Below are 22,851 nucleotides of genomic sequence, written 5' to 3'. Positions count from 1 at the left end.
ACAGCAGGATAATAAAGATGAAAAGAATAAATAAAAAGATAGGAAAAAATAAGAATAAAAGATTATGTTTGAGCATTTTTGCAATTATTATGCTGCTTTTTGTATCAGCTTCTGTTTATGCGTCGGAAATAAAAAGTGACGGGAAAACAACTCAGGCAATGGAGGAAGAAAATAAAACCGTGAGAGTCGGGTATTTTCCATATTCCAATTTTCAGGAAGGAGGTTCCGGGGAACACAAGCAGGGAGCAGGCTATGAGTATCTTCAGAAAATTTCTTATATAACCGGCTGGAAGTATGAATATGTCTATGCTTCCTTTAAAGAGTGCCTGGATATGCTGGAAGCTGGAGAAATAGATATACTTGGAAATGTCAGTTATACACAGGAAAGAGCAGAAGCTATCAATTTTTCTTCTTATGAGGAGCTAACGGAACGATACTGGATCTATACCAGAGAGGACCATGCGGACCTTACGGATGGTGATCTAAAGCAGATAAATGGCTGCCGTATCGGTGTTGCAGATGGAAGCTATCAGAAAGAACTTCTGGAAAAATGGCTGGACAGCAATCAGATCCAGGCAGAGGTTGTTGCCTGTAAAGGCTATGATGAAATGATAGAAAAACTGGATGCAGATGAACTGGAGGCTCTTGTGATTCCGGCACTGTCTGTCAACAGCGATTTTATTGCCATTGCCAATATCGGGGCAAGTGACTGTTATTTTGGTGTATCAAAATCCAGACCAGATCTGTTAAAGGAATTAAATTCTGCCCTGGAAGAAATCAACAACACAGAAACGGACTACAGCAGCAAGCTGTATGCCCGTTATGAAGGAAAAGCGGTCATAAATTATGCACTCAACAAGGAAGAAAAACAATGGCTGGATGCACATGAAAATACAATCCGTGTGGGATATCTAAAGGATAATCTTCCTTTTTGCGGTGAAGAAAATGGGAAACTGACAGGAATCCTTGGAACCGTTTTGGACACTGTCCAGGAAAAATATGAAATCACGATCAAGGCAGTTCCCTGTTCCACGGGAGTGCAGATGAACGAGGCATTGCAATCTGGTGAAATAGATATTGCCGGTCCTATCATTCAGGATCTTTATATGCAGGAACAGTTTCAGGTGGTTTTGACGGATGTAATCTTTGATATTACGCCGGTTGTTATTTACCAGGGGAAAGAATATAGCAGCAGTCTCTCTGCAATCGCAGCGACAGAGACCTCACTGTATTCGGAATTGATGGTGTCCCTTCTTTTTCCAGATGCAGAGATCAAACAATATGACACACAAGAGGAATGCCTGGAGGCAGTAGCAAAGGGAAAAGTAGGAGCAACGGTTATTCCCTCTTCAAAAATCAATCTTCTTAATGAAAGTCCACTGACCAAAAGTCTGTCATTTGCAGAAATGGCAAAACGGCAGGAATTAGCGATGTTTACAACGAGAGGAAACAGAAGAGCAGCTACCATTATCAATAAAGCAATTGAGCAGTCATCCAATATTTTAAATGGCGTTGTCCTTGCGCAGAATTCCGTTTCAGAAAAGAAAATGACCTTGCAGGATGTCCTTGCAGAGTATGCCGACTTCGCTATCGGAATTTCATTTGTGATTATTTTTGTACTGCTTCTTCTGGTCTATTTCCTTTCCGTAAGCAGGAAAAAACAAATGGAAGCGTTGAAAGAAGCACAGAATGCAAATGCGGCGAATATTGCAAAAACAACATTCCTGAACCATATGTCCCATGACATCAGGACACCAATGAATGCAATTGTCGGATTTACAGATATTGCCCTGAAGAGGAAGCCGGACGAAGAAGTGGAGAATTGTCTGAAAAAGATCAGGCAGAGTTCCGAATATCTGATGACACTGATCAACGATGTGTTGGATATCAGCCGCATTGAAAGTGGTAAACTGGAATATAAACCAGTACCGGTAGATCTCAGGGATATGATAAATACTGTTTTGTCGATTGCAAGGGGATATATGGAAAACCGTGACCTTAATTTTTATGTTTCAAGAGAAGAACTTAAAAACCCCTATGTAATGGCAGATGAACTCAGAATCAGGGAAGTATTGCTCAACATTATCAGCAATGCAGTCAAATTTACAAAAGACGGAGGCACTATTTCATTTATTGCAGAAAACAGTCTGGGTAATGATGAGCACCATATAATCGTGCGCTATCGTATATCGGATACCGGAATTGGTATGAGTGAGGAATTCCAGGCAAGAATATTTGATGAGTTCAGTCAGGAAAATGATGGAGCAAGAACCAGTTATAAGGGAACCGGACTGGGAATGGCCATTGCCAAACAGTATGTAAATCTTATGGGTGGGAAAATTGAAGTCAGCAGCAGACAAGGTATTGGCTCAACCTTTACGGTAGAAATCCCCCTGCTTATAGCAGAACAGGTATTGACTGAAAAGGAAGAAAATTTAAGGAAAGATATGGATTTACAGGGTTTGCATGTTCTTTTGGCAGAGGACAATGATTTAAATGCGGAGATAGCAGTAGTTTTATTGGAAGAAAAAGGGATGGTTGTAACCAGGACTGTAGATGGCAAATCTGCTCTGACACAGTTTTGCAATACAGCTCCCGGGACTTTTGATCTGATCTTGATGGATATTATGATGCCGGAAATGAATGGATATGAATCGACAAAAGCCATCCGAAATCTGCCGGACCGTCCGGACGGAAAGAAAATACCTATTATTGCAATGACGGCAAATGCATTTGCAGAGGATGTACAGGCTGCTTTGAATGCCGGGATGAATGATCATGTGGCCAAGCCAGTTGATATGGAGATTCTGATATCTGTCATCACAAAATATATAGAACGATGATTCAGGTGTTAAAAATGGATTGAAAATTTAACATGGAATGGAGCTTGAATATTTGGTACTAAAAAGTGGACGATTTCGATCATTTAGTTGCGATAGTAATAAAATATATTGAAAAAAGTAGGAGAAATTCAGTTGTTAGAGAAAGCAGTTCAGTCTGCAATATATGAAAAAGCTCTTAAAAATCATTATATAGAAATTCTGTATATTGATTTTGAAGATACAGGAAAATGCATAAAGCTTCATCAGGATACGAAGCTGCGTAGTGGTGAAAACATTTTCCCAGAGTCGGATGAGCAGATGTTTGAGGATTATATCTGTGAGAAAATTATGCGTTATGCATCTGGTGATACAGAGGATCTTAACCGGGTAAAGCAGCAGATGATGCTGTTGCAGAAGAATGAAGAATTGTCAAATGCACTTCATTATAGCCAAAAACGGGATGAAGAGCTTACAAAGGCATTGGAGACGCCGTACCATAGAAGCAGCCAGTTTCAGCTTTGACTCTTTTTTCTGCCACATACGATATCCCAGAGGTACAGACAGATAGAGTGCATGGACATGGTTCTTTACCGGGATACAAAGCATGATACTTACAAAGCAGTGACCATTAAGGCAGCTGGAACCATTATGTGCTGCGTGGTCAAAAAGTTTTGTGATTTTGCACAACTTTGATTGACAAGAAAATAACATTTCGGTATAATTGACGTAGTGTATCGCGGAAAAGTATAGGCAGCGGGAACAAGGAGGGGAACATTTTGGAGGCGAAAGAAATCTCAAAGGCAGTGGTTAAGAGACTGCCAAGGTATTATCGCTATCTGGGGGAACTGATGGAAGAGAAGGTAGAGCGTATATCTTCCAATGATCTGAGCAAGAAAATGCACGTAACTGCATCCCAGATCCGTCAGGATCTTAACAACTTCGGCGGTTTTGGACAGCAGGGATACGGATACAATGTAGAATATCTTTACACAGAGATCGGCAAGATCTTAGGGCTGGACACCATCCATCCCATGATCATTCTGGGTGCAGGTAATCTGGGACAGGCACTTGCCAATTATGGGGATTTTGAGAAAAGAGGATTCCGCCTTGTAGGAATCTTTGACGTGAATCCGGTTCTGGAAGGAATTTCCGTTCGCGGCATTGAGATCCAGATGATCAGCCGGCTTCCGGAATTTATGAAGGAGAATCAGGTGGAAATCGCCATTCTGACACTTCCCAAGAACAAGGCCAAGGAGATGGCGAAGATTCTCATTGAGAACGGAATCAAGGCAATCTGGAATTTCGCACATACAGATCTGGACGCTCCGGAGGACGTAATCGTGGAGAATGTCCATCTTTCCGAGAGTCTGATGGCTTTGTCCTACAATTTAAGCCAGTATCGGAATGAACATACAGAGAAATAGAAGTTAAAGAGGACTGCTGCTTGTCTCACTGGAAGATTTACAGGAGACCGGGCAGCAGTTTTGCATATAGACGCGAAAGGAAATGATTTGTTGCCTGACGCGTCAGATGAGGAGCTGATCATGAAAAAAGTTGTGACCTGCAGCCAGATGAAGCTTCTGGACCATGAAACCATTCACAGCATGCACGTACCGTCACTGGTGCTGATGGAGCGCGCAGCCCTGGCTGTCAGAGATGAAATCGTGAAGTACCTTCTGGGGAAAAATCCCGATGGCAGCTGGCAGCATGAACGTGTCCTGGCAGTCTGCGGTTCCGGCAACAACGGCGGCGACGGCATTGCCATTGCAAGGCTGCTTCACTTATCCGGGATCCATACGGAGATTTTTCTTGCAGGAAATCCGGACAAAATGACCGAAGAAACCAGACGCCAGTGGGAAATTGCCGCCAGCTATCAGGTGCCGGTAACGAATAACCCGGTATGGAGTGAATATACTGTTATAGCAGACGGGATTTTCGGCGTGGGGCTTTCCCGGGAAATTGCGGGAAAATACAGAGAAATCATCGACTGCATGAATCAGGCAGAAGCCTGCAAGGTGGCAGTGGACATTCCGTCTGGCATCCATGGTGATACAGGAGCCATTCTCGGCGTGGCTTTTAAGGCAGACATGACGGTAACCTTTGCATACCGGAAACGGGGACTGTGCCTTTACCCAGGAAGAATGTACGCGGGAAAGGTTGTGACAGCAGACATTGGAATTTACGACCGGGACCCGAAAGGCATCCAGATTGCAGAAAAAGCAGCCTGTCACATGGAGCAGACAGACCTGGCAGAGCTTCCTTTAAGAGCCCCCTGGGGAAATAAAGGAACCTTCGGGAAAGTCCTCCTTATCGCAGGCTCCCCTGGAATGTGCGGCGCCGCCTGCCTAAGTGCCAGCGCAGCCCTTCATGGCGGAGCAGGAATGGTGAAGATCCAGACCGTGGAGGAGAACCGCGTTCCCCTTCAGACCCTTCTTCCCGAGGCAATGGTAACCTGTGAATTTAACGAGGAAGCCAACCAAAAGAACCTAAGCTGGTGCGATGTGCTGGTGATCGGCCCGGGACTTGGAACAGACGGAGTGGGCAGAGAGCGAATGCTCTGGTTTTTGAAAAACGGGGCGGCAGCGAAAAAGCCTGTAGTCATAGATGCGGACGGGCTGAACCTTCTGGCTGAGCATCCGGAATGGCAGGAATTTATAAATGAAAATACAATTCTGACCCCGCATATGGGAGAGATGAGCCGTCTGACAGGCAGCAGCATTTCTCATTTGAAAGAGGATCCGGCAGCCGCGGCCTTTGAATTTGCAGACAGAAGCGGGGGCGCCTGTGTGCTGAAAGATGCCTGCACCGTAATCGCAGACCAGGAAGAACACCTGTATTTCAATCTTTCCGGCAATTCGGGAATGGCAACTGCGGGAAGCGGGGATGTACTTTCCGGCATAACGGCTGCAGTGCTTTGCATGTATCACAGCCAGGAAGAAAAGCCGCCGGTTTCTTATCAGGCAGCCATGGCCGTTTATATCCATGGACGTTGCGGGGATTTTGCCCTCAGGAAAAAAGGAACCCACGGCATGACCGCACAGGATCTGATCGAAGCACTTCCAGAAATATTGAAGCTTTCGGAGGGGGAAAATTAGAGCGTACTCCCAAAGCGGAAATGATTTTTTAAACAGGTTACATCGGTGAACAGTAACGAGGAGAACATTATGGAAAAATATAACAGAATTAAGGCGTTGATTTCCCTTGATGCCGTGAAATATAATTTTGAACAGATGAAAAAGAACATAAAAGAAGGGACGAAGATCATTGCCGTGATCAAGGCAGATGCATACGGACATGGCGCAGTCCCCATTGCGGCCATGCTGGAGAATTTGGATTACATCTGGGGCTTTGCCACTGCGACTGCCCAGGAAGCCCTGCAGCTGCGCCGGGAAGGAATCACCCGGCCGATTCTGATCCTGGGACTTGTGTTTGAAGAGTACTACGAAGAGCTGGCAAGAGAGGATGTGCGCATGGCAGTCTGTGATTATGAAACTGCCCGCAAATTTAGCGAGGCGGCAGCCTCCTGCGGCAAAAAGGCGCTGATCCATCTTGCGGCAGACACCGGCATGACAAGAATCGGATTCAAGGACAGCGAAGAGAGTCTGGAAGAGATCCGCAGGATTTATGAGCTTGACAATGTGGAAGTGGAAGGCCTGTTTACCCATTTTGCAAGGGCAGATGAGTATGACCGCACCCCGGCCATGGTACAGCTGAAGCGCTACCTTGACTTCGCGGACCTTCTGGAGAAAAACGGCATCCATATTCCTCTTCACCACTGCTCTAACAGCGCCGGAATCATCCGTGTGCCGGAGGCAAACTTAAACCTTGTCCGCGCCGGAATCACCATTTACGGCATTTACCCGTCCGAGGAAGTGGAGAAGGATATTGTGAAGCTTCAGCCGGTAATGTCCTTAAAGAGCCACATTTCCTATGTAAAAGACGTGGAGCCGGGAACGGAGGTAAGCTATGGCGGAACCTACACCACAGACCGCGTCACCAGACTGGCTACCATTCCGGTGGGCTATGCAGACGGATACCCAAGAATGCTCTCCAACAAGGGCTGGGTGCTGATCCACGGCAAAAAGGCGCCGATCTGCGGAAGAGTCTGCATGGATCAGTTTATGGTAGATATAACCCACATTCCGGATGCAAAAACAGGGGATGAGGTGACACTCCTTGGCACAGACGGAGAGGAAGAGATCACAGCAGACACCATCGGGGATCTGTCCGGCCGCTTTTCCTATGAGTTTGTCTGTGATATCAGCAAGCGCGTTCCAAGGATCTACATCAGGGACGGAGAGGAATGCGGAGAATTAACGTATTTTGATTAAATAGTAAAACACCACACATGTATACACAGGAAAAAAGTTGGAAATACTTATTTTCAGAAGTGAAAAAGTTAAAGTAAAACGGAGTGTGAATTGTGTGGTAATTAAAAGAGGGGATATTTTTTATGCGGATCTTCGCCCTGTGGTGGGAAGCGAGCAGGGAGGCATCCGCCCGGTACTTATTATTCAGAACGATGTGGGCAACAGGCACAGCCCCACTGTGATCTGTGCAGCCATCACATCCAAGATGAACAAGGCGAAGCTGCCTACCCATATTGAGATCGATGCGTCCGCCTACGGAATCGAAAAAGACTCGGTAATTCTTCTGGAACAGCTTCGTACCATTGATAAGAGAAGGCTTAAGGATAAGGTATGCCACCTGGACGGCCCCATGCTTGACAAGGTAAATCATGCCCTTGAGATCAGCCTGGAGCTTACATTCTCTTGACGAAAAGAAAGTTTAGTGATATAGTTGTTAAGTCTCAGCGGCATTTGCAGCCGCATTTTAACCAAATAGCAAGGCGGATGGTGAAGATCCCCTTGACTGGTTTTATACGGAGGAACAAAGGGTTTATTTATGGAGGACGGCAGTAGTATGCCCCTGGCGGGCGTTATTATTTTATTGTTGCTGCTGTGGCTGAACGGTATTTTTTACGGGTTCTCGGCTGCAGTACACAATCTGAGCGGAAGCGAGGTTGAGAAGCGGGCGCAGGAAGGAGATAAGAAATCCACTTATCTGTTATCCCTGATGAACAGTCCCATGACGTTTGTCAATGCGATTCCGCTGATTGTCATGGCTTCCGGTGTGAGCTTCGGAGCATTTATCGTTCCGTGGGTTACGAAGACCTTTCATCCCTACATAAAGCATCTGGCAGCAGTGATCCTGGTGCTTGCACTTGTGGTGATCCTGCTTGCATCTCTTGGCATCCTTACGTTTCGAAGGATCGGAACCTACCATCCGGAGAAATATGCCTACCGCTATCTGGGAGTTGTGGGATTTTTTACCAGGATCTTATATCCTTTTACCATGTGCGTTACCTTTATCGCCAAGCTGGCGGCACGCCCCTTCGGAGTGGCCTTTAACCAGGCAGAGGAGCCTGTGACAGAAGAGGAGATCATTTCCATGGTAGATGAGGCCCATGAGCAGGGCGTCATCGAGGAAAATGAAGCCGAGATGATCCAGAACATCATGGAGTTCAATGACACAGAAGCCAAGGATATTATGACCCACCGCAAGAATGTGATCGCCTTTGACCAGGAAGAGAATCTGCAGTCTATTGTGGATACTATGCTGGAGGAGGGCAATTCCCGTTATCCGGTATATAAGGAAACCATTGACAATATTGTGGGAATCATTCATTATAAAGATGCGCTGAAGTTCCTTACCCGGAATTCCTGGGCCAAATTTAAGCCCCTTAAGGATCTGCCGGGACTGATCCGGGAAGCTTCTTTTATTCCGGAGACCAGAGGAATCAGTGATCTGTTCGGCTCCATGCAGGTGAAGAAGATCCATATGGCAGTGGTAGTGGATGAGTATGGACAGACTTCCGGAATCGTTTCCATGGAGGATATCCTGGAGGAGATCGTAGGGGACATTCTGGATGAATATGATGAGGATGACAGCACCTTCCGCACACAGAAGGACAACAGTGTGATCATTGACGGGCTGGCTTACCTGGAGGATGTATCCGAGGAGCTTGGCATCGATTTCGGGAAGGTGGAGTTTGAGACCCTGAACGGTTATCTGACCAATCTTCTGGGGCATATCCCCACAGAGGATGATCTGGATAAAGAAATTGTGGTAAACGGCTACCGTTTCAGAATCCTTTCCCTTGGAAACAAGACTATCGGAAAGGTACGGGCCGAAAAGATAAAAAAAGAACCAAAAGGAGAGGATAAGAAATGTCAGGACATTCAAAATTCGCAAACATAAAGCACAAGAAAGAAAAAAACGACGCTAAAAAAGGTAAGATCTTTACCATCATCGGCCGTGAGATCGTAATGGCTGTTAAGGCCGGCGGTCCGGATCCAAGCAACAACGGCAAGCTTCGCGATGTTATCGCCAAGGCGAAAGCAAACAACATGCCGAACGATACCATCGAGCGCGGTATTAAGAAGGCAGCAGGTGCTGACTCTGCTGACAGCTACGAGAAGGCAGTATACGAAGGATACGGCCCCAATGGTGTTGCCATCATCGTTGAGACTCTTACTGACAACAAGAACCGTACAGCCAGCAATGTAAGAAACGCATTTACAAAGGGTAACGGAAGCATCGGAACCCAGGGCTGCGTATCCTACATGTTTGACCAGAAGGGTCAGATCATCATCGATAAGGAAGAGTGCGAGGTGGACGCTGACGAGCTGATGATGACCGCTCTTGACGCAGGCGCTGAGGATTTCGTAGAGGAAGAGGATAGCTATGAGGTTCTCACAGCTCCGGATGATCTTGGTGCAGTACGCGAGGCTCTTGAGGCAGCAGGCGTTCCGCTTCTTGAGGCACAGGTTGCCATGATCCCGCAGACCACTGTAGAGCTGACTGATGAGAAGGCTCTGAAGGATATCCAGAGAATCCTTGATCTTCTGGATGATGATGACGACGTTACAGACGTATGGCACAACTGGGCTGAATAATTTTATAAGAATTGCAGATAATACCTCCATACAAGAATGTGTGGAGGTATTTTTTTATGCTGGAAATAATAGAGGAAAACCCATTAGAATCAGAAGAAAACATGGGGAAAGGCCAGGAAAAAGCAGGGCAAAAGAGCTATGTAAAAGGAAAAAAGCAGGAAGAAGAGCCGCAGAAAGAACAGCAGCAGGAAAAAGCAGAAAAAAAGGAAAACCTGGATCAGGAAGAGCAGCAGAATAAACAGATCCGGGATATGGGACAAGTGACCCTGCATGAGAATTCCAAAAGATACAAGGTGGAGCTTCTGACCATCATCGGGGAAGTGGAAGGCCACGAGTCTGCCCCGTCCCACAGCAAAACCACCAAATATGAGCACGTTTTGCCCAAGCTTGCCATGATCGAGGATGACGAATCCGTGGACGGCCTTCTGGTTCTTCTGAACACCGTAGGAGGTGACGTGGAAGCGGGCCTTGCCATTGCGGAGATGATCGCTTCCTTAAGCGTTCCTACCGTTTCTCTGGTTCTTGGAGGCGGACATTCCATCGGCGTTCCCATGGCAGTTTCTGCAGATTATTCCTTTGTGGTCCCAAGCGCTACCATGGTGATCCATCCCGTGCGCTCCAACGGCATGTTCATCGGCGTGGCCCAGTCCTACCGCAACATGGAAAAGATCCAGGACCGGATCACCACCTTTATTTCCACCCATTCCCATACTTCTCAGAAGCGGCTGGAGGAGCTGATGCTGGACACCACCCAGTTGGTAAAGGATGTGGGAACTATGTTGGAAGGCCCGGAGGCAGTAAAGGAGGGCCTGATCGATGAAGTAGGCGGAATGCGGGAAGCTCTGGGGAAGTTATACCAGCTCATTGGTGAAAAAAAGGAAAAAAACAGCTGATCTGGCATTTTTTTGAAAAAATATAAGAGAAACTGTAGAATTTCATTTTACTAACCCATCTTTTTGTGCTATAGTGGTATAGGATATGACTAGCGTACATGTGTCCTCACTGGGGACGCACATTTTTAGCGCTTGTTAAATATAGTACTTCAGGAGGGAACTATGTATAAGATTCTCAACGCAGAGAAACTTTCTGCAAATGTTTTTCTTATGGACGTGGAAGCACCCCGCGTGGCTAAGCATTGTCTGCCTGGTCAGTTCGTCATCGTAAAGATGGACGAAGTAGGCGAGAGAATTCCGCTTACAATCTGCGATTATGACGCAGAGAAAGGAACTGTAACAATCGTATTCCAGCCGGCTGGTGCATCTACCACCAAAATGTCCGAGCTGAAAGCCGGAGATTACTTCGAAGACTTCGTTGGACCTCTTGGACAGCCATCTGAGCTTTGCCATGAAGACATTGAAGAGCTTAAGAAGAAAAAAATCGTATTCGTAGCCGGCGGTGTTGGTACAGCTCCTGTATATCCTCAGGTAAAATGGCTTCATGAGCATGGCATCACTGCAGATGCCATTGTTGGTGCCAAGACAAAGGATCTCCTTATCCTTGAGGACAAGATGAAAGAAGTATGTAATCTGTATGTAACTACAGATGATGGTTCTTATGTACGCAAAGGTATGGGTACTGACGTACTTCGCGACCTTGTACAGAACCAGGGCAAAGAGTATGATCTGTGCGTTGCGATCGGACCGATGATCATGATGAAATTTGTCTGCCTGTTAACCAAAGAACTGAATATTCCTACCGTTGTCAGCATGAACCCGATCATGGTAGATGGAACTGGTATGTGCGGTGCCTGTCGTCTGATGGTTGGCGGCGAAGTAAAATTTGCCTGCGTTGACGGACCGGAGTTTGATGGACACAAAGTTGACTTCGACCTTGCCATGAAGAGACAGCAGATGTACAAGACCGAAGAAGGACGTGCGCTTCTGAAGCTTCAGGAGGGCGATACCCATCACGGCGGATGCGGACAGTGTGGAGGTGACAAATAATGGCAGATGTATTAAAGAAGGTACCAGTCAGAGAGCAGGCTCCTAAGGTACGTGCTACGAACTTTGAAGAGGTTTGCCTTGGTTATAATAAAGAAGAGGCAATGGAAGAAGCGAACCGCTGCCTTGGCTGTAAGAAAGCAAAATGTATGGAAGGATGTCCGGTTTCCATCAATATCCCGGGCTTCGTTCATGAAGTAAAAGAAGGAAACTTCGAGAAAGCATACCAGATCATCGGTGAGTCCAGTGCTCTTCCGGCTGTCTGCGGACGTGTATGTCCTCAGGAGACACAGTGTGAGGGAAGATGTATCCGCGGTATGAAGGGCGAGGCTGTTTCCATCGGTAAGCTGGAGCGTTTCGTTGCTGACTGGGCGAAAGAGAACGGCATCAAGCCAGTTCCTGCAGCACAGAAGAACGGACACAAGGTAGCTGTAATCGGTTCCGGTCCTTCCGGACTTACCTGTGCCGGAGACCTTGCAAAGATGGGCTATGATGTAACTATCTTCGAGGCTCTTCACAAAGCAGGCGGCGTTCTTGTTTACGGTATTCCGGAGTTCCGTCTTCCGAAAGACAAAGTCGTTGCTGCTGAGGTAGAGAACGTAAAATCTCTCGGTGTTAAGATCGAGACCAACGTTATCATCGGTAAATCCGTAACTATCGACGAGCTTCTTAAGGATGAGGGCTTCGAGGCTGTATTTATCGGATCCGGTGCCGGACTTCCTATGTTCATGGGAATCCCGGGTGAGCAGGCAAACGGCGTATTCTCCGCTAATGAGTATCTGACACGTAACAACCTGATGAAAGCATTCCGCGAGGATTATGATACCCCGATCGCACACGGCAAGAAAGTTGCAGTTGTAGGCGGTGGTAACGTTGCCATGGACGCTGCAAGAACTGCACTTCGTCTTGGCGCAGAGGTACATATCATCTATCGTCGTTCCGAGGCTGAGCTTCCGGCACGTAAGGAGGAAGTACATCACGCTAAGGAAGAGGGCGTACAGTTTGATCTTCTTTGCAATCCGGTTGAGATCCTTACAGATGACAAGGACTGGGTAACCGGAATCAAGTGTATCCGCATGGAGCTTGGTGAGCCGGATGCATCTGGAAGAAGACGTCCTGTAGAGATTCCTGGTTCTGAGTTTACCATTGACGTTGATACTGTTATCATGTCCCTTGGTACAAGCCCGAACCCGCTGATCTCCTCCACAACAATCGGCCTTGATGTGAACAAGAGAAAATGTATCATCGCTGATGAAGAGTTTGGAAAGACATCCAAAGAGGGTGTATATGCAGGTGGAGATGCTGTTACAGGTGCTGCAACTGTTATCCTTGCAATGGGAGCAGGTAAAGCAGGTGCCCGCGGTATCGATGAGTACATTAAGAGCAAATATGCGAAATAAGTAATACTCCTTTGAGTATGCTTTCCCCGTCTGATTTTCCATTATGGGATTTCAGACGGGGATTTTTTATGCGCGGAAATGCTTAGTTCCATATTTCCCCATAAACAGCTGTTCGATTAAAAGTTGTATCTTCTGCGGGTTTGTGATATAATGGGAATACTTGGTGGGCTTTTGCCTGCCGGATCTTAACAATAGAAAAGGAATTGAGTGTTATGTCAGTTTTACAGGCAATTTTATTGGGAATCGTGCAGGGAATCACGGAATTTCTCCCTGTCAGCAGTTTTGGACATCTGGCAGCCATAGAGAATGCCATGGGAATTACCAGGAATACGGCAGTGCTTTTTGAGGTGCTTCTTCATGTGGGAACCCTTGCGGCGATTTTTTTCGCATTTCACGAGGATATCCGCAGGATCGGCGAGGAACTTTTGGGAATGGTTATGGACGTGATCGGCAATCTGAACATCTATTTTCATAACCGCAGGACAGGAGAGCAGCTTGGGTATGCCCGTTTGGTGTCCGGTACTTATCGGAAGCTTACGGTGCTGATACTGGTATCATCTATTCCCACAGCCATGCTTGGCTACATCTGCAGAAGACTGGTGACCAAGGCGGCCATTTCCCCGCTTCTTCCGGGCATCTGCATTCTGATCACCGGAATTTTTCTTCTTGTGACCGATCTGAGCAACATCGGCGGAATTAAGACACCGAAGGACGCAACCTACGATCATGCCATGTGGATCGGCATCTGCCAGGGAATCTCTGTATTTCCAGGACTTTCCAGATGCGGTATGACTCTCTGCGCCGGTATGATGTGCGGCTTCAGAAGGAAATTTGCGGTGAAATATTCTTATCTGATCAGTATTCCGGCTGTAATTGGCTCCTTGATTCTGGAGCTTGGCCAGTTTACCACACCGAAGATGACGGTTTCACTTGGATTTACATATGTTCTTGGCATGGTTGCGGCAGGAGTAGTAGGCTATTTTATGATCCGCTTTCTGCTTCAGATCGTGCAGCATACGAAATTGCGCTATTTTGCATTCTATTGCTTTGTGGCTGGTGCGGTAGCGCTGATCAGTAATTTTGCCTGATGAAGGGAGAGCTTTTAAATGGCAGCGTCAAAAACGCAGAAATCTAATACGAGGAAAAAATCAACCGCTAAAGGGAATGTCTCTGGCAAAAAGAAAACCGCCGGACGGCCTTCCACCAGGAAAAATGTAAATACCAAGCAGTCCATATCCAGCGGTTTCCAGACAGAGATCGTGATTCTTGTGCTGATCGCAGCTTCCATTATCCTGATGGTAAGCTGCCTGGGCTTTGGAGGCAGTGTGGGTGGAAGCATCAGCAGGGCACTGATGGGAGTGATGGGGCTGATGGCCTATGCATTTCCATTCGTTTTGTTTGGGGTGTCCGTGTTTCTGATTTCCAATAAGGGCAATGTGCTTGCCTATAAGAAGACCGCGGCAGCAGCTGTTCTGTTTCTGGTGCTCTGCGGCGTGTTCCAGCTGTTGACAGAGGGGTACGCAGAGAGCACCACTCTGGCAGAGTACTACAAGGTTAGTTCCCAGTATCACACGGGCGGAGGCGCCATTGGAGGAGCCATCTGCATTTCTACCATTTCCGCATTTGGAACGGTAGGAGCCTATGTGATCATTGTGCTTGTGATCTTAGTCTGCCTGATTTTGATCACCCAGCATTCTTTTCTGGGATTTCTCTATAAGCTTTACGATAAGCTCCTGGAGATGCTGAAGGGAACTCATGAGCGTTACCAGGAGGGAGCACCGGAGCGGGAGTTAAGACGTCAGGTGAAGGCCCAGCAGCGCCAGATGGCAGCCCAGGAACGCCGGGAGAGAAGAATGAAGGAGCTGGAGGCTGCGCTGGCGGAAGAGGATCTGGATTTGGAAGAGGAAGAATTGGAGTCAGAAGACGGTTCGAAGAAAACTTCTTCCATCTTTGGGAAAAAGAAGCAGAAAAACAGAGACAGTTTGACAGAAGCCAGCCAGCCGGTGAGACGCCAGGCAAGAAGAGGAGCAGAGGCAGAGACCACTGGATTTCTTGTGGGAACGGATCTGTTCAGTGATATGGAGGCTTACGGGGATGGAATGGATGACCAGGTTTCCCTTCCGGAGGATACAGGACTGGATTTTGCCATTCACAGATCAGAGACTGTGGATACGGAAGAAGTTTTGCCAGAGACTGTGATGGAAGAGCAGCAGCAGTTGGCGCATTTTGGAGAAGAAATGCAGCCTCAGGCAGTGAATCCAGTGCAGGATGCAGAAGATGAGGACAGCTACGCTGGCGTAGATTTCAAGGAAGCCATGGCAACTGCCAGAACCATGCAGGCAACAAGTGCCGGCGGTTCCGGCACGGGAGCTGATGTTTCAGGTTCTCATGGCTCTGGAGGGGCTGCCAGTACTTCTGGTTCGTCTGGCACAGCTGATGGTTCTCATGGTGTCGCCTCTGCAGGAGAGGAGAGAGCATCCCGCCAGCCTGCCAAGAATCCCAAATCCTCCAGGCAGGAGATTGAGAGCGGAATCGTCAATATCCAGCACGAGATCAGCACCCAGGAAGCAGCCGTGAAGCGGGAATATCAGTACCCGTCTGTGAACCTTCTGAAGAGGGGCAACGGCAAATCCCAGGGAGATTCCGATGCTCACTTAAGGAAGACAGCGCAGAAACTTCAGGAGATTTTATACAACTTCGGCGTCAATGCCAAGGTAACCAATGTAAGCTGCGGACCTACCGTCACCCGTTATGAGCTTCAGCCGGAAATGGGCGTGAAGGTCAGCAAGATCGTAGGCCTTGCTGATGATATCAAGCTGAATCTTGCAGCGCCGGACATTCGTATTGAGGCACCTATTCCAGGCAAGGCGGCCGTTGGAATCGAGGTTCCCAATAAGGAGCACAGTGCCGTGATGCTCCGCGATCTGATCCAGTCACCGGAGTTCCAGAATGCCAAATCCAAGCTTGCTTTTGCAGCTGGCAAGGACATTGAGGGCAAGACTGTGGTTGCGGATATCGCGAAAATGCCTCACCTTCTGATCGCTGGTTCCACTGGTTCCGGTAAATCCGTATGTATCAATACGCTGATCATCAGTATTTTATATAAAGCCAAACCGGATGAGGTGAAGCTGATCATGATCGACCCCAAGGTGGTGGAGCTTAGTGTCTACAATGGAATTCCCCATCTGTTTATTCCGGTTGTCACAGACCCGAAGAAGGCAGCTGGTGCTCTGAACTGGGCGGTAAATGAGATGAGCAACCGTTACAATACCTTTGCAGAGTATGGCGTGCGTAATCTAGAGGAGTTCAACCGCAAGCTGGACAAGATGACCTTCCCGGAGGGCGAACAGCGCCCGGAGAAAATGTGTCAGATCGTCATTATCGTAGACGAGCTTGCCGACCTGATGATGGTGGCACCTGGAGATGTGGAGGATGCCATCTGCCGTCTGGCACAACTGGCCCGTGCAGCAGGCATTCATCTGGTTATCGCAACCCAGAGACCCTCTGTCAATGTCATCACAGGTCTGATCAAGGCGAACATGCCGTCCCGTATTGCATTTGCGGTTACTTCCGGCGTGGACTCCAGAACTATTCTGGATATGAACGGTGCGGAGAAGCTGCTTGGTAAAGGAGATATGCTGTTTTATCCGCAGGGCTATCAGAAGCCTGCCAGACTGCAGGGAGCTTTTGTCTCGGATGATGAAGTCAGTGATATTGTGAACTTCTTAGCAGACAAGAACCCAAGGACTGACTATGACAGCAAGATCGAGCAGCAGATGAACAATGCGGTTCTCACAGCAGGAGGAAGCTCCGGCGGAGAGGAACGTGACGTTTATTTCGAGCAGGCCGGCAAATTCATTATCGAGAAGGAGAAAGCGTCCATCGGAATGCTGCAGAGAATGTACAAGATCGGCTTCAACCGTGCCGCAAGGATCATGGACCAGCTCTGCGACGCCGGAGTCGTAGGCCCCGAAGAAGGCACCAAGCCCCGTAAAGTCCTGATGTCCATGGAAGAATTCCAGACCTATGTGGAAGAACATTTGTAATGGAAACGGGTAAAATCTAATAGTAAAGGAGAAGAGAAACATGGTAAAACATATGGTAATGTGGTCATTTAAAGAGGAGATTCCGGAGGAGAAGAAGCCGGAATTAAAAGCACAGATCAAAGAGCACTTAGAAGGTCTTGTAGGCGTAGTTCCAGGCCTGATCAGCGCAAAGGTAGTCACCGATCCCCTGACATCCAGCTCCCGTGACCTGTGCCTGATCACAGAGCTTGAGAGCGCCGAGGCACTTGCTGCCTACGCTGTAAACCCAAATCACGTAAAAGTTGCCGACACCTACGTAAGACCAAACACCTGCGACCGCGTGGCAATGGATTTTGAAATGTAATCTGCTATGGAAATTCGTATTCTCACAGTTGGAAAAATAAAAGAAAAATATTTAAATGACGGGATCGCCGAGTACGCCAAGCGCCTTAGCCGCTACTGCAAGCTGAACTTCATTCAGGTGCCGGACGAGAAAACCCCGGACAAGGCCTCCGATGCCCTGAACCGTCAGATCAAGGAGACAGAAGGCAACCGTCTTCTTTCCCACATCCGGGAGCAGGACTATGTGATCGCCCTTGCCATAGACGGCAAAATGCTGGATTCCGTAGAACTTTCCGACCTGATCGCCAGATTAGGGGTACAGGGAAAAAGCAGCATCGTCTTTGTGATCGGCGGCTCCCTGGGCCTTTCCGATGCAGTGTTAAAGCGCGCCGACTACAAGCTTAGCTTCTCCAGAATGACCTTCCCCCATCAGCTGATGCAGATGATCCTCCTGGAGCAGATCTACCGCGGCTACCGCATCATGAACCACGAACCCTACCACAAATAATTTAGAGTGTGTCTCCAAAATCTTTCCGCAAATTGTAACGTACATCTTGCAGAAGGCCTTTTGCAAACATGCTCTGGAAACAAGAAAGGGCTTTTTATAACTTGAATGAGTTATAAAAGCCCTTTCTTTTCTTGAGTTATTTTGGATTTTGGTACTTATGTTTGAATGCACAAACCAAATATGAGTCAGAAAATTTTCTGCCTTGTGGATTGTGAGCCTGGTTTCGAGGTTCAAATCTGTAATGGAAAACTCCCTTCCTGCTGGCTGTTTTAGGCGGTTTTTTATGCATTAAATTCCGCTTGTACGGATTGCCTCAACCGCCTCTTTGATTTTCTCAGGCGGAAGTACCAGTGCGAAGCGCACATATCCTTCCCCGTGAGGTCCGAAGCTTGCGCCTGGGGTGACGATGACGCCGGCTTTTTCCATCAGTTCCATGCAGAATGCCATGCTGTCTGTGCGGCCGCCTGGGATGCGGGCCCATACGAACATGGTTCCCTTGCCGTTTGGTTTTTCCCAGCCGATGGAGGCAAGCCCGTCACAAAGGGCATCGCGGCGTGCCTGGTACTGGATGCACTGTTCCTTCACGCTGTCAAGAGGTCCTTCCAGTGCGGCAATGGCAGCTTTCTGGATGGGCAGGAACATACCGAAATCAATCTGGCTGCGCAGCTTCTTAAGGGCAGCGATTACTTCCGGCTGTCCGATGAGAAAGCTGATTCTGGCACCGGTTACGTTGAAAGATTTGGAAAGGCTGAAAAATTCAACACCCACTTCCTTGGCTCCAGGAGTGGCAAGGAAGCTTCCGCCTTTTACGCCGTCGAAAATAATGTCGCTGTATGCGTTGTCATGGATGATCAGAATGTCATATTTTTTTGCAAATGCAATAATTTCTTCATAAAGTCCGGGAGTAGCAATGCTTCCTACCGGATTCGCCGGAAGGGAAACTACCATGTAGCGTGCTTTTTTTGCTACGTCCTCCGGGATATCTTTTACATAAGGCAGGAAATCATGCTCTGCAACCAGCGGATAGTAGTAAGGCACTGCGCCGCCCAGCTTGCTTCCCGCTGCAAAAACCGGATAGCAGGGATCCGGAAGAAGCACCACATCTCCCTCATCACACAGGGTCATGCCCAGATGTCCCATACCTTCCTGGCTTCCGTAAACAGACATTACCATATCCGGTGTAATGTCCACCTGGAAACGCTTCTTGTAATAAGCACAGACCGCGTCCAGAAGTTCTGGCAGGTCACGGAGGCTGTAACGCCAGTTCTGGTCGTCGGCTGCCGCTTCCATAAGTGCCTTTTTAATGTGGTCCGGTGTGTGAAAATCCGGGGTTCCCACGCTCATGTTGTATATTTTCTTTCCCTGTTTCTCAAGCTCAAGCCGCCTCTCATTCAGCGCAGCGAAAATTTCATCTCCAAATAAATCCAGTCGCTTGGAAAATTTCATCTTTTTGTATGCCTTCTTTCTGTCAAAATAACCTTCCCTTCCAATTACAGGAAAAGGTTCTTTTGCATTTTAGCACGGCAAAGTATAGGTGGCAAGAGAAATTTGCCAGGAAACTGTATTTTCTGGGAAAGACATATGTATTTGTGAAAAATATAGCACTTTAAGGTCTGTGGTGGAATAGATGATGCTTATCTGGTTATATTTGAGATATACCATACTTTTTTATACTTTTACACGGAAATGTGTTGACGAAGACGGTGGTTAATGGAATAATATGTGATAGAGCAATTTAGAGCGTGTTAAAAAGCTCTGGGGGAATTATTTTTTGCCCCTAACATCATTATGCTTGGAGGTGCTGAAATGTTTAAAGTAAATCCATACAGACCTGGTGCAGGATTGATGCCTGTTTATCTGGCTGGCCGTGACGAAGATATAAAAAATATTGAGAATTTATTTGATGGGCTGATGCTGAATATTCCCACACAATCCGTGATTTTCAGCGGACTTCGCGGTGTGGGGAAAACTGTTCTGATCAACAGGCTTCAGACCATTGCGGAAGAAAAAGGGATTTTCTGCAGACATATAGAGGTAGAAGAGCGGAATGACTTTATTTCTCAGATTGCAAGCTGTTCCCAGGCCTTTTTAAGGAAAATAAGTACAGTTGAGAAATTTAAACATTTGATCCAGAAACCGTTGGATGCTATTAAAGCTCTGGTGGTGTCTTTCGACCCTGGTGAAAATACCTTTTCCCTTTCTGTGCAGGAAAGAGAACTGTATACAACCGTTAATCTGACCCAGAGCCTGACGGACGTTTTTTGTACCATCGGGGAAGCCGCTGGCAAAGCGGAAACACCCATCTGTTTTTTCATAGATGAAATTCAGTATATGAAATCCAATGAGCTTGGCGCACTGATTGCGGCGCTTCACCGGGCCAATCAGCTGGGCTATCCGGTAATGATCGTGGGAGCAGGACTTCCGAAGATCTATTCCATGCTTTCCGAGGAGAAATCCTATTCGGAGAGATTATTTGTTTACAAAGAAATTGGCTCATTGGAAGAAACACAGGCGAGAGAGGCAATTGAGAAGCCGGCGGAGAAGATGCATGTTCGTTATACAGATGACGCAGTAACAAAGATTATCAGGCTTACCAAAGGGTATCCGTTTTTTATCCAGCAGCTATGCCAGATCGTTTACCAAAATACCAGCACAGATGTAATTGACGGAAAATGCGTGGAAAAAAATGTAGAGGAGTTTTTGAAAACGCTGGATAAAGTTTTTTTTAAAGTCAGGTATGAGCGGTGCTCTGAGGCTGATAAGAAATTTATTTTTGCAATGACAGCCTGTGGGGAACTTCCCTGTACGATTTCCAGTGTGGCAAAAATAATGAACAAGACGGTAAACTCTATTTCTACCTCAAGGGCCCAGTTGATCAGCAAAGGAATTATTTATTCCGTGCGGTATAAGGAACTGGATTTCACAGTTCCGGAATTTGATGCATACGTGCGAAGACTGGAAGAATACCAGGAATGGAAAAAGGAGAACAAAATCCGCTGATATTGAGGAATCAGCCATTGTCTAAAAAGATAGAAACGTGTATAATTGGTTTTATGAAAATTTCGTTCCCAGTGGCTTTTGTGCCCTACAAATTTCAGAAATTAATACATGCGAGGACTTAAATGAAAGATTACATGGCTCCCATGGAGGGAGTGACCAATTTTGTATACCGACGTGCCTACCACAGGTTTTATCATCCTATGGACAAATACTTCACCCCGTTTATTTCCGCCAAACCCAAGAAGAACTTAAGCTTCCAGGAAATCTGCGAGGTGTCGCCGGAACGGAACGAGGGGATGTACGTGGTTCCCCAGATCCTGACCTGCAATGCAGAGGACTTCATCCGCACAGCCCAGCTTTTGAAGGAGGACTACGGACACCAGGAAGTGAACTTAAACCTTGGCTGTCCCTCCGGCACTGTAACCGCCAAAGGCAAAGGTGCCGGATTTCTGGCAGAGCCCCAGAAATTAGATGCCTTTCTGGACGAGATCTTTAGCAAACTGGACATGAAGATTTCCATCAAGACCAGGATCGGCACCCATTACGAGGAGGATTGGGATTACCTTCTTGCCATCTACGAGAAATATCCCATCCACGAGCTGATCATCCACCCCAGGATCCAGACAGATATGTACCGGGGCGTCCCCCGTCTTGGTGCTTACGAAAAGGCAGTCAGCCGGCTGCAAATGCCCCTGTGCTACAATGGCAACCTGTTTTCCACAGCAGATTATAAGCGCATTACCCAGCGCTTCCCGGACACAGACTGTTTTATGTATGGCAGAGGCCTGATCACAAACCCAGGCCTGGTAAGTGAGATCCGGGATGGCGTGCAGCCGGGCAAAGCAGTGCTCCGCCAGTTCCACGACTGTCTGCTGGAAGAATACAAAGAGCTTTTATCTGGCGAGCGAAACGTGCTTTTCCGCATGAAAGAGCTCTGGAGCTACATGGCAGTCAGCTTCACAAACTACGAAAAATACGCAAAGAAAATCAAGAAATCCCAGCATCTGTCCGACTATCAGGCTGCTGTATCCAGTCTGTTTGCAGAGCAGGATCTGGTTGATTAAATACAAAGAGGAACAACATGTTAGACACAAATCGTTTTGAAGAATTTATATCCCAGTATCCCATTTACGAATACCGCGTGCTGGATGCTGCTGAAATCCAAGTGCGGGAGCGGGTGCGTACCATCTGCAAACAGGAGTGCGAGCGCTACGGCACCACCTGGGCCTGTCCCCCTGCGGTAGGCACCCTTGAGGAATGCGCCGCCCGGATCCACAGCTACAAGAGCGGCATCTTTTTTTCCAGCGTGGCAGAGGTTTCCGACCTTATGAACATGGAAGAAATGCTGTCCACCCGGGACGCACACGAACAGCTGACTTGCGAAGTTGCAGAGTTTCTGAAAGGCGAAGGTTTCGAGACCTTTACCCTTTCCACAGAATCCTGCGACCTGTGCGAACACTGCGCTTACTTAGACGGCAAGCCCTGCCGTTTCCCGGAAAAAATGCACCCCTGCCTGGAAAGCTACGGCGTAGTCGCCAACGAGCTGGTAGAGAAACATTCCATGGAATACAATCTTGGCGGAAACACCATACTCTGGTTTTCCCTGGTACTTTTCCGGTAAAAAAGATTATGATTGTCAAAAACAATAGTAGCGTCTGAAAAAAATTTAGGTCAAACGCCAGGTGTTTGTTTCTGTGTGGATACCTGACGGGGCTGCTTCGGCATAAAAAAAATCCTCCCGCATAAGCTAGTTATAAAGGCCGGGAGGATTTTTTTATGTCTGGAAAAAGAGTGCGCAAAAATCCTGAGAAAGAGAGGGATTCATCCCGAAATCCCTACACTTTCCGGGAAAACA

The 22,851-nt window shown here is 47.4% G+C and carries 19 protein-coding genes; 18 read left to right on the top strand and 1 reads right to left on the bottom strand.

From position 1 onward, the window contains the following. Positions 1-17 precede the first annotated feature (17 nt). The 15 genes from OCV70_RS07215 (at position 18) to rlmH (ending at position 17,996) form a co-directional block, all read left to right on the top strand. Entirely contained in the window at positions 18-2,843 is a 2,826-nt protein-coding gene (locus tag OCV70_RS07215) for an ATP-binding protein (RefSeq protein ID WP_021926633.1), read from the top strand. 132 nt (positions 2,844-2,975) lie between these two features. Beyond that, positions 2,976-3,344, top strand: coding sequence for a hypothetical protein (locus tag OCV70_RS07210; RefSeq protein ID WP_021926632.1), 369 nt, complete (start codon positions 2,976-2,978; stop codon positions 3,342-3,344). A gap of 254 nt (positions 3,345-3,598) precedes the next feature. Beyond that, a complete protein-coding gene (locus tag OCV70_RS07205) occupies positions 3,599-4,246 on the top strand; it encodes a redox-sensing transcriptional repressor Rex (protein ID WP_021926631.1) in 648 nt (215 codons plus the stop codon). 120 nt (positions 4,247-4,366) lie between these two features. After that, positions 4,367-5,917 (top strand): NAD(P)H-hydrate dehydratase, encoded by a 1,551-nt coding sequence (locus OCV70_RS07200; protein WP_186901865.1) that lies wholly within the window; start codon positions 4,367-4,369, stop codon positions 5,915-5,917. A 69-nt stretch (positions 5,918-5,986) separates the two neighbouring features. Further along, positions 5,987-7,153, top strand: coding sequence for an alanine racemase (gene alr, locus OCV70_RS07195; RefSeq protein WP_021926629.1), 1,167 nt, complete (start codon positions 5,987-5,989; stop codon positions 7,151-7,153). 94 nt (positions 7,154-7,247) lie between these two features. After that, complete coding sequence (locus OCV70_RS07190; RefSeq protein WP_021926628.1) at positions 7,248-7,598, top strand: type II toxin-antitoxin system PemK/MazF family toxin; 351 nt, start codon at positions 7,248-7,250, stop codon at positions 7,596-7,598. A gap of 147 nt (positions 7,599-7,745) precedes the next feature. Beyond that, on the top strand, positions 7,746-9,083 hold the full coding sequence (locus tag OCV70_RS07185; RefSeq protein WP_021926627.1) for a hemolysin family protein: 1,338 nt from the start codon (positions 7,746-7,748) through the stop codon (positions 9,081-9,083). Then, the gene (locus OCV70_RS07180; RefSeq protein ID WP_195587319.1) at positions 9,053-9,781 is read left to right on the top strand and encodes a YebC/PmpR family DNA-binding transcriptional regulator; all 729 of its coding nucleotides are present in this window, start codon (positions 9,053-9,055) and stop codon (positions 9,779-9,781) included. Before OCV70_RS07185 ends, OCV70_RS07180 begins: the two co-directional genes overlap by 31 nt. 101 nt (positions 9,782-9,882) lie before the next feature. Then, on the top strand, positions 9,883-10,674 hold the full coding sequence (locus tag OCV70_RS07175; RefSeq protein ID WP_195587365.1) for a ClpP family protease: 792 nt from the start codon (positions 9,883-9,885) through the stop codon (positions 10,672-10,674). A 162-nt stretch (positions 10,675-10,836) separates the two neighbouring features. Beyond that, the gene (locus tag OCV70_RS07170; protein ID WP_195587320.1) at positions 10,837-11,724 is read left to right on the top strand and encodes a sulfide/dihydroorotate dehydrogenase-like FAD/NAD-binding protein; all 888 of its coding nucleotides are present in this window, start codon (positions 10,837-10,839) and stop codon (positions 11,722-11,724) included. Continuing rightward, on the top strand, positions 11,724-13,121 hold the full coding sequence (gene gltA, locus OCV70_RS07165; protein WP_117849778.1) for an NADPH-dependent glutamate synthase: 1,398 nt from the start codon (positions 11,724-11,726) through the stop codon (positions 13,119-13,121). Before OCV70_RS07170 ends, gltA begins: the two co-directional genes overlap by 1 nt. A 212-nt stretch (positions 13,122-13,333) precedes the next feature. Next, complete coding sequence (locus OCV70_RS07160; protein WP_021924381.1) at positions 13,334-14,209, top strand: undecaprenyl-diphosphate phosphatase; 876 nt, start codon at positions 13,334-13,336, stop codon at positions 14,207-14,209. 18 nt (positions 14,210-14,227) lie between these two features. After that, on the top strand, positions 14,228-17,167 hold the full coding sequence (locus OCV70_RS07155; protein ID WP_243280739.1) for an FtsK/SpoIIIE family DNA translocase: 2,940 nt from the start codon (positions 14,228-14,230) through the stop codon (positions 17,165-17,167). Positions 17,168-17,207: 40 nt separating this feature from the next. Continuing rightward, positions 17,208-17,510, top strand: a complete 303-nt coding sequence (locus tag OCV70_RS07150; RefSeq protein ID WP_021924383.1) for a Dabb family protein — start codon at positions 17,208-17,210, stop codon at positions 17,508-17,510. Positions 17,511-17,516: 6 nt separating this feature from the next. Then, positions 17,517-17,996: a 23S rRNA (pseudouridine(1915)-N(3))-methyltransferase RlmH gene (gene rlmH / locus OCV70_RS07145; protein WP_021924384.1), complete on the top strand. Its 480-nt coding sequence runs from the start codon at positions 17,517-17,519 to the stop codon at positions 17,994-17,996. A gap of 288 nt (positions 17,997-18,284) precedes the next feature. On the opposite strand, the gene OCV70_RS07140 is transcribed toward rlmH, so the two are convergent. Then, a complete protein-coding gene (locus OCV70_RS07140) occupies positions 18,285-19,442 on the bottom strand; it encodes a pyridoxal phosphate-dependent aminotransferase (protein ID WP_021924385.1) in 1,158 nt (385 codons plus the stop codon). A 360-nt stretch (positions 19,443-19,802) separates the two neighbouring features. Here OCV70_RS07140 and OCV70_RS07135 point away from each other — a divergent pair, with 360 nt between their 5' ends. The 3 genes from OCV70_RS07135 to OCV70_RS07125 all read left to right on the top strand — a co-directional run bounded on the left by OCV70_RS07135 (position 19,803) and on the right by OCV70_RS07125 (position 22,617). Continuing rightward, positions 19,803-20,996 carry an ATP-binding protein gene (locus tag OCV70_RS07135; RefSeq protein ID WP_195587321.1) on the top strand — a complete coding sequence of 398 codons (1,194 nt, stop codon included), beginning with the start codon at positions 19,803-19,805 and terminating at the stop codon, positions 20,994-20,996. A 122-nt stretch (positions 20,997-21,118) separates the two neighbouring features. After that, a complete protein-coding gene (locus OCV70_RS07130; RefSeq protein ID WP_195587322.1) occupies positions 21,119-22,060 on the top strand; it encodes a tRNA dihydrouridine synthase in 942 nt (313 codons plus the stop codon). A gap of 17 nt (positions 22,061-22,077) precedes the next feature. Then, positions 22,078-22,617, top strand: coding sequence for a DUF2284 domain-containing protein (locus tag OCV70_RS07125; protein WP_262579479.1), 540 nt, complete (start codon positions 22,078-22,080; stop codon positions 22,615-22,617). Positions 22,618-22,851: the final 234 nt, after the last annotated feature.

The organism is Blautia acetigignens (genome assembly GCF_025566865.1).
Taxonomy (GTDB): Bacteria; Bacillota; Clostridia; order Lachnospirales; family Lachnospiraceae; genus Blautia_A; species Blautia_A acetigignens.
Note: the sequence above shows the minus strand (reverse complement) of the source record. Positions and strands in the feature narration are given on the sequence as shown.

Bases quoted from the DNA above. Each gene is read 5' to 3' on its own strand.
- OCV70_RS07175 (WP_195587365.1), top strand. From the start codon at position 9,883: ATGGGGAAAGGCCAGGAAAAAGCAGGGCAAAAGAGCTATGTAAAAGGA.
- OCV70_RS07155 (WP_243280739.1), top strand. From the start codon at position 14,228: ATGGCAGCGTCAAAAACGCAGAAATCTAATACGAGGAAAAAATCAACC.
- OCV70_RS07200 (WP_186901865.1), top strand. From the start codon at position 4,367: ATGAAAAAAGTTGTGACCTGCAGCCAGATGAAGCTTCTGGACCATGAA.
- rlmH (WP_021924384.1), top strand. From the start codon at position 17,517: ATGGAAATTCGTATTCTCACAGTTGGAAAAATAAAAGAAAAATATTTA.
- OCV70_RS07170 (WP_195587320.1), top strand. From the start codon at position 10,837: ATGTATAAGATTCTCAACGCAGAGAAACTTTCTGCAAATGTTTTTCTT.
- OCV70_RS07185 (WP_021926627.1), top strand. From the start codon at position 7,746: ATGCCCCTGGCGGGCGTTATTATTTTATTGTTGCTGCTGTGGCTGAAC.
- OCV70_RS07135 (WP_195587321.1), top strand. From the start codon at position 19,803: ATGTTTAAAGTAAATCCATACAGACCTGGTGCAGGATTGATGCCTGTT.
- OCV70_RS07150 (WP_021924383.1), top strand. From the start codon at position 17,208: ATGGTAAAACATATGGTAATGTGGTCATTTAAAGAGGAGATTCCGGAG.
- OCV70_RS07130 (WP_195587322.1), top strand. From the start codon at position 21,119: ATGAAAGATTACATGGCTCCCATGGAGGGAGTGACCAATTTTGTATAC.
- OCV70_RS07215 (WP_021926633.1), top strand. From the start codon at position 18: ATGAAAAGAATAAATAAAAAGATAGGAAAAAATAAGAATAAAAGATTA.
- OCV70_RS07180 (WP_195587319.1), top strand. From the start codon at position 9,053: ATGTCAGGACATTCAAAATTCGCAAACATAAAGCACAAGAAAGAAAAA.
- alr (WP_021926629.1), top strand. From the start codon at position 5,987: ATGGAAAAATATAACAGAATTAAGGCGTTGATTTCCCTTGATGCCGTG.
- OCV70_RS07160 (WP_021924381.1), top strand. From the start codon at position 13,334: ATGTCAGTTTTACAGGCAATTTTATTGGGAATCGTGCAGGGAATCACG.
- OCV70_RS07125 (WP_262579479.1), top strand. From the start codon at position 22,078: ATGTTAGACACAAATCGTTTTGAAGAATTTATATCCCAGTATCCCATT.
- gltA (WP_117849778.1), top strand. From the start codon at position 11,724: ATGGCAGATGTATTAAAGAAGGTACCAGTCAGAGAGCAGGCTCCTAAG.
- OCV70_RS07140 (WP_021924385.1), bottom strand. From the start codon at position 19,442: ATGAAATTTTCCAAGCGACTGGATTTATTTGGAGATGAAATTTTCGCT.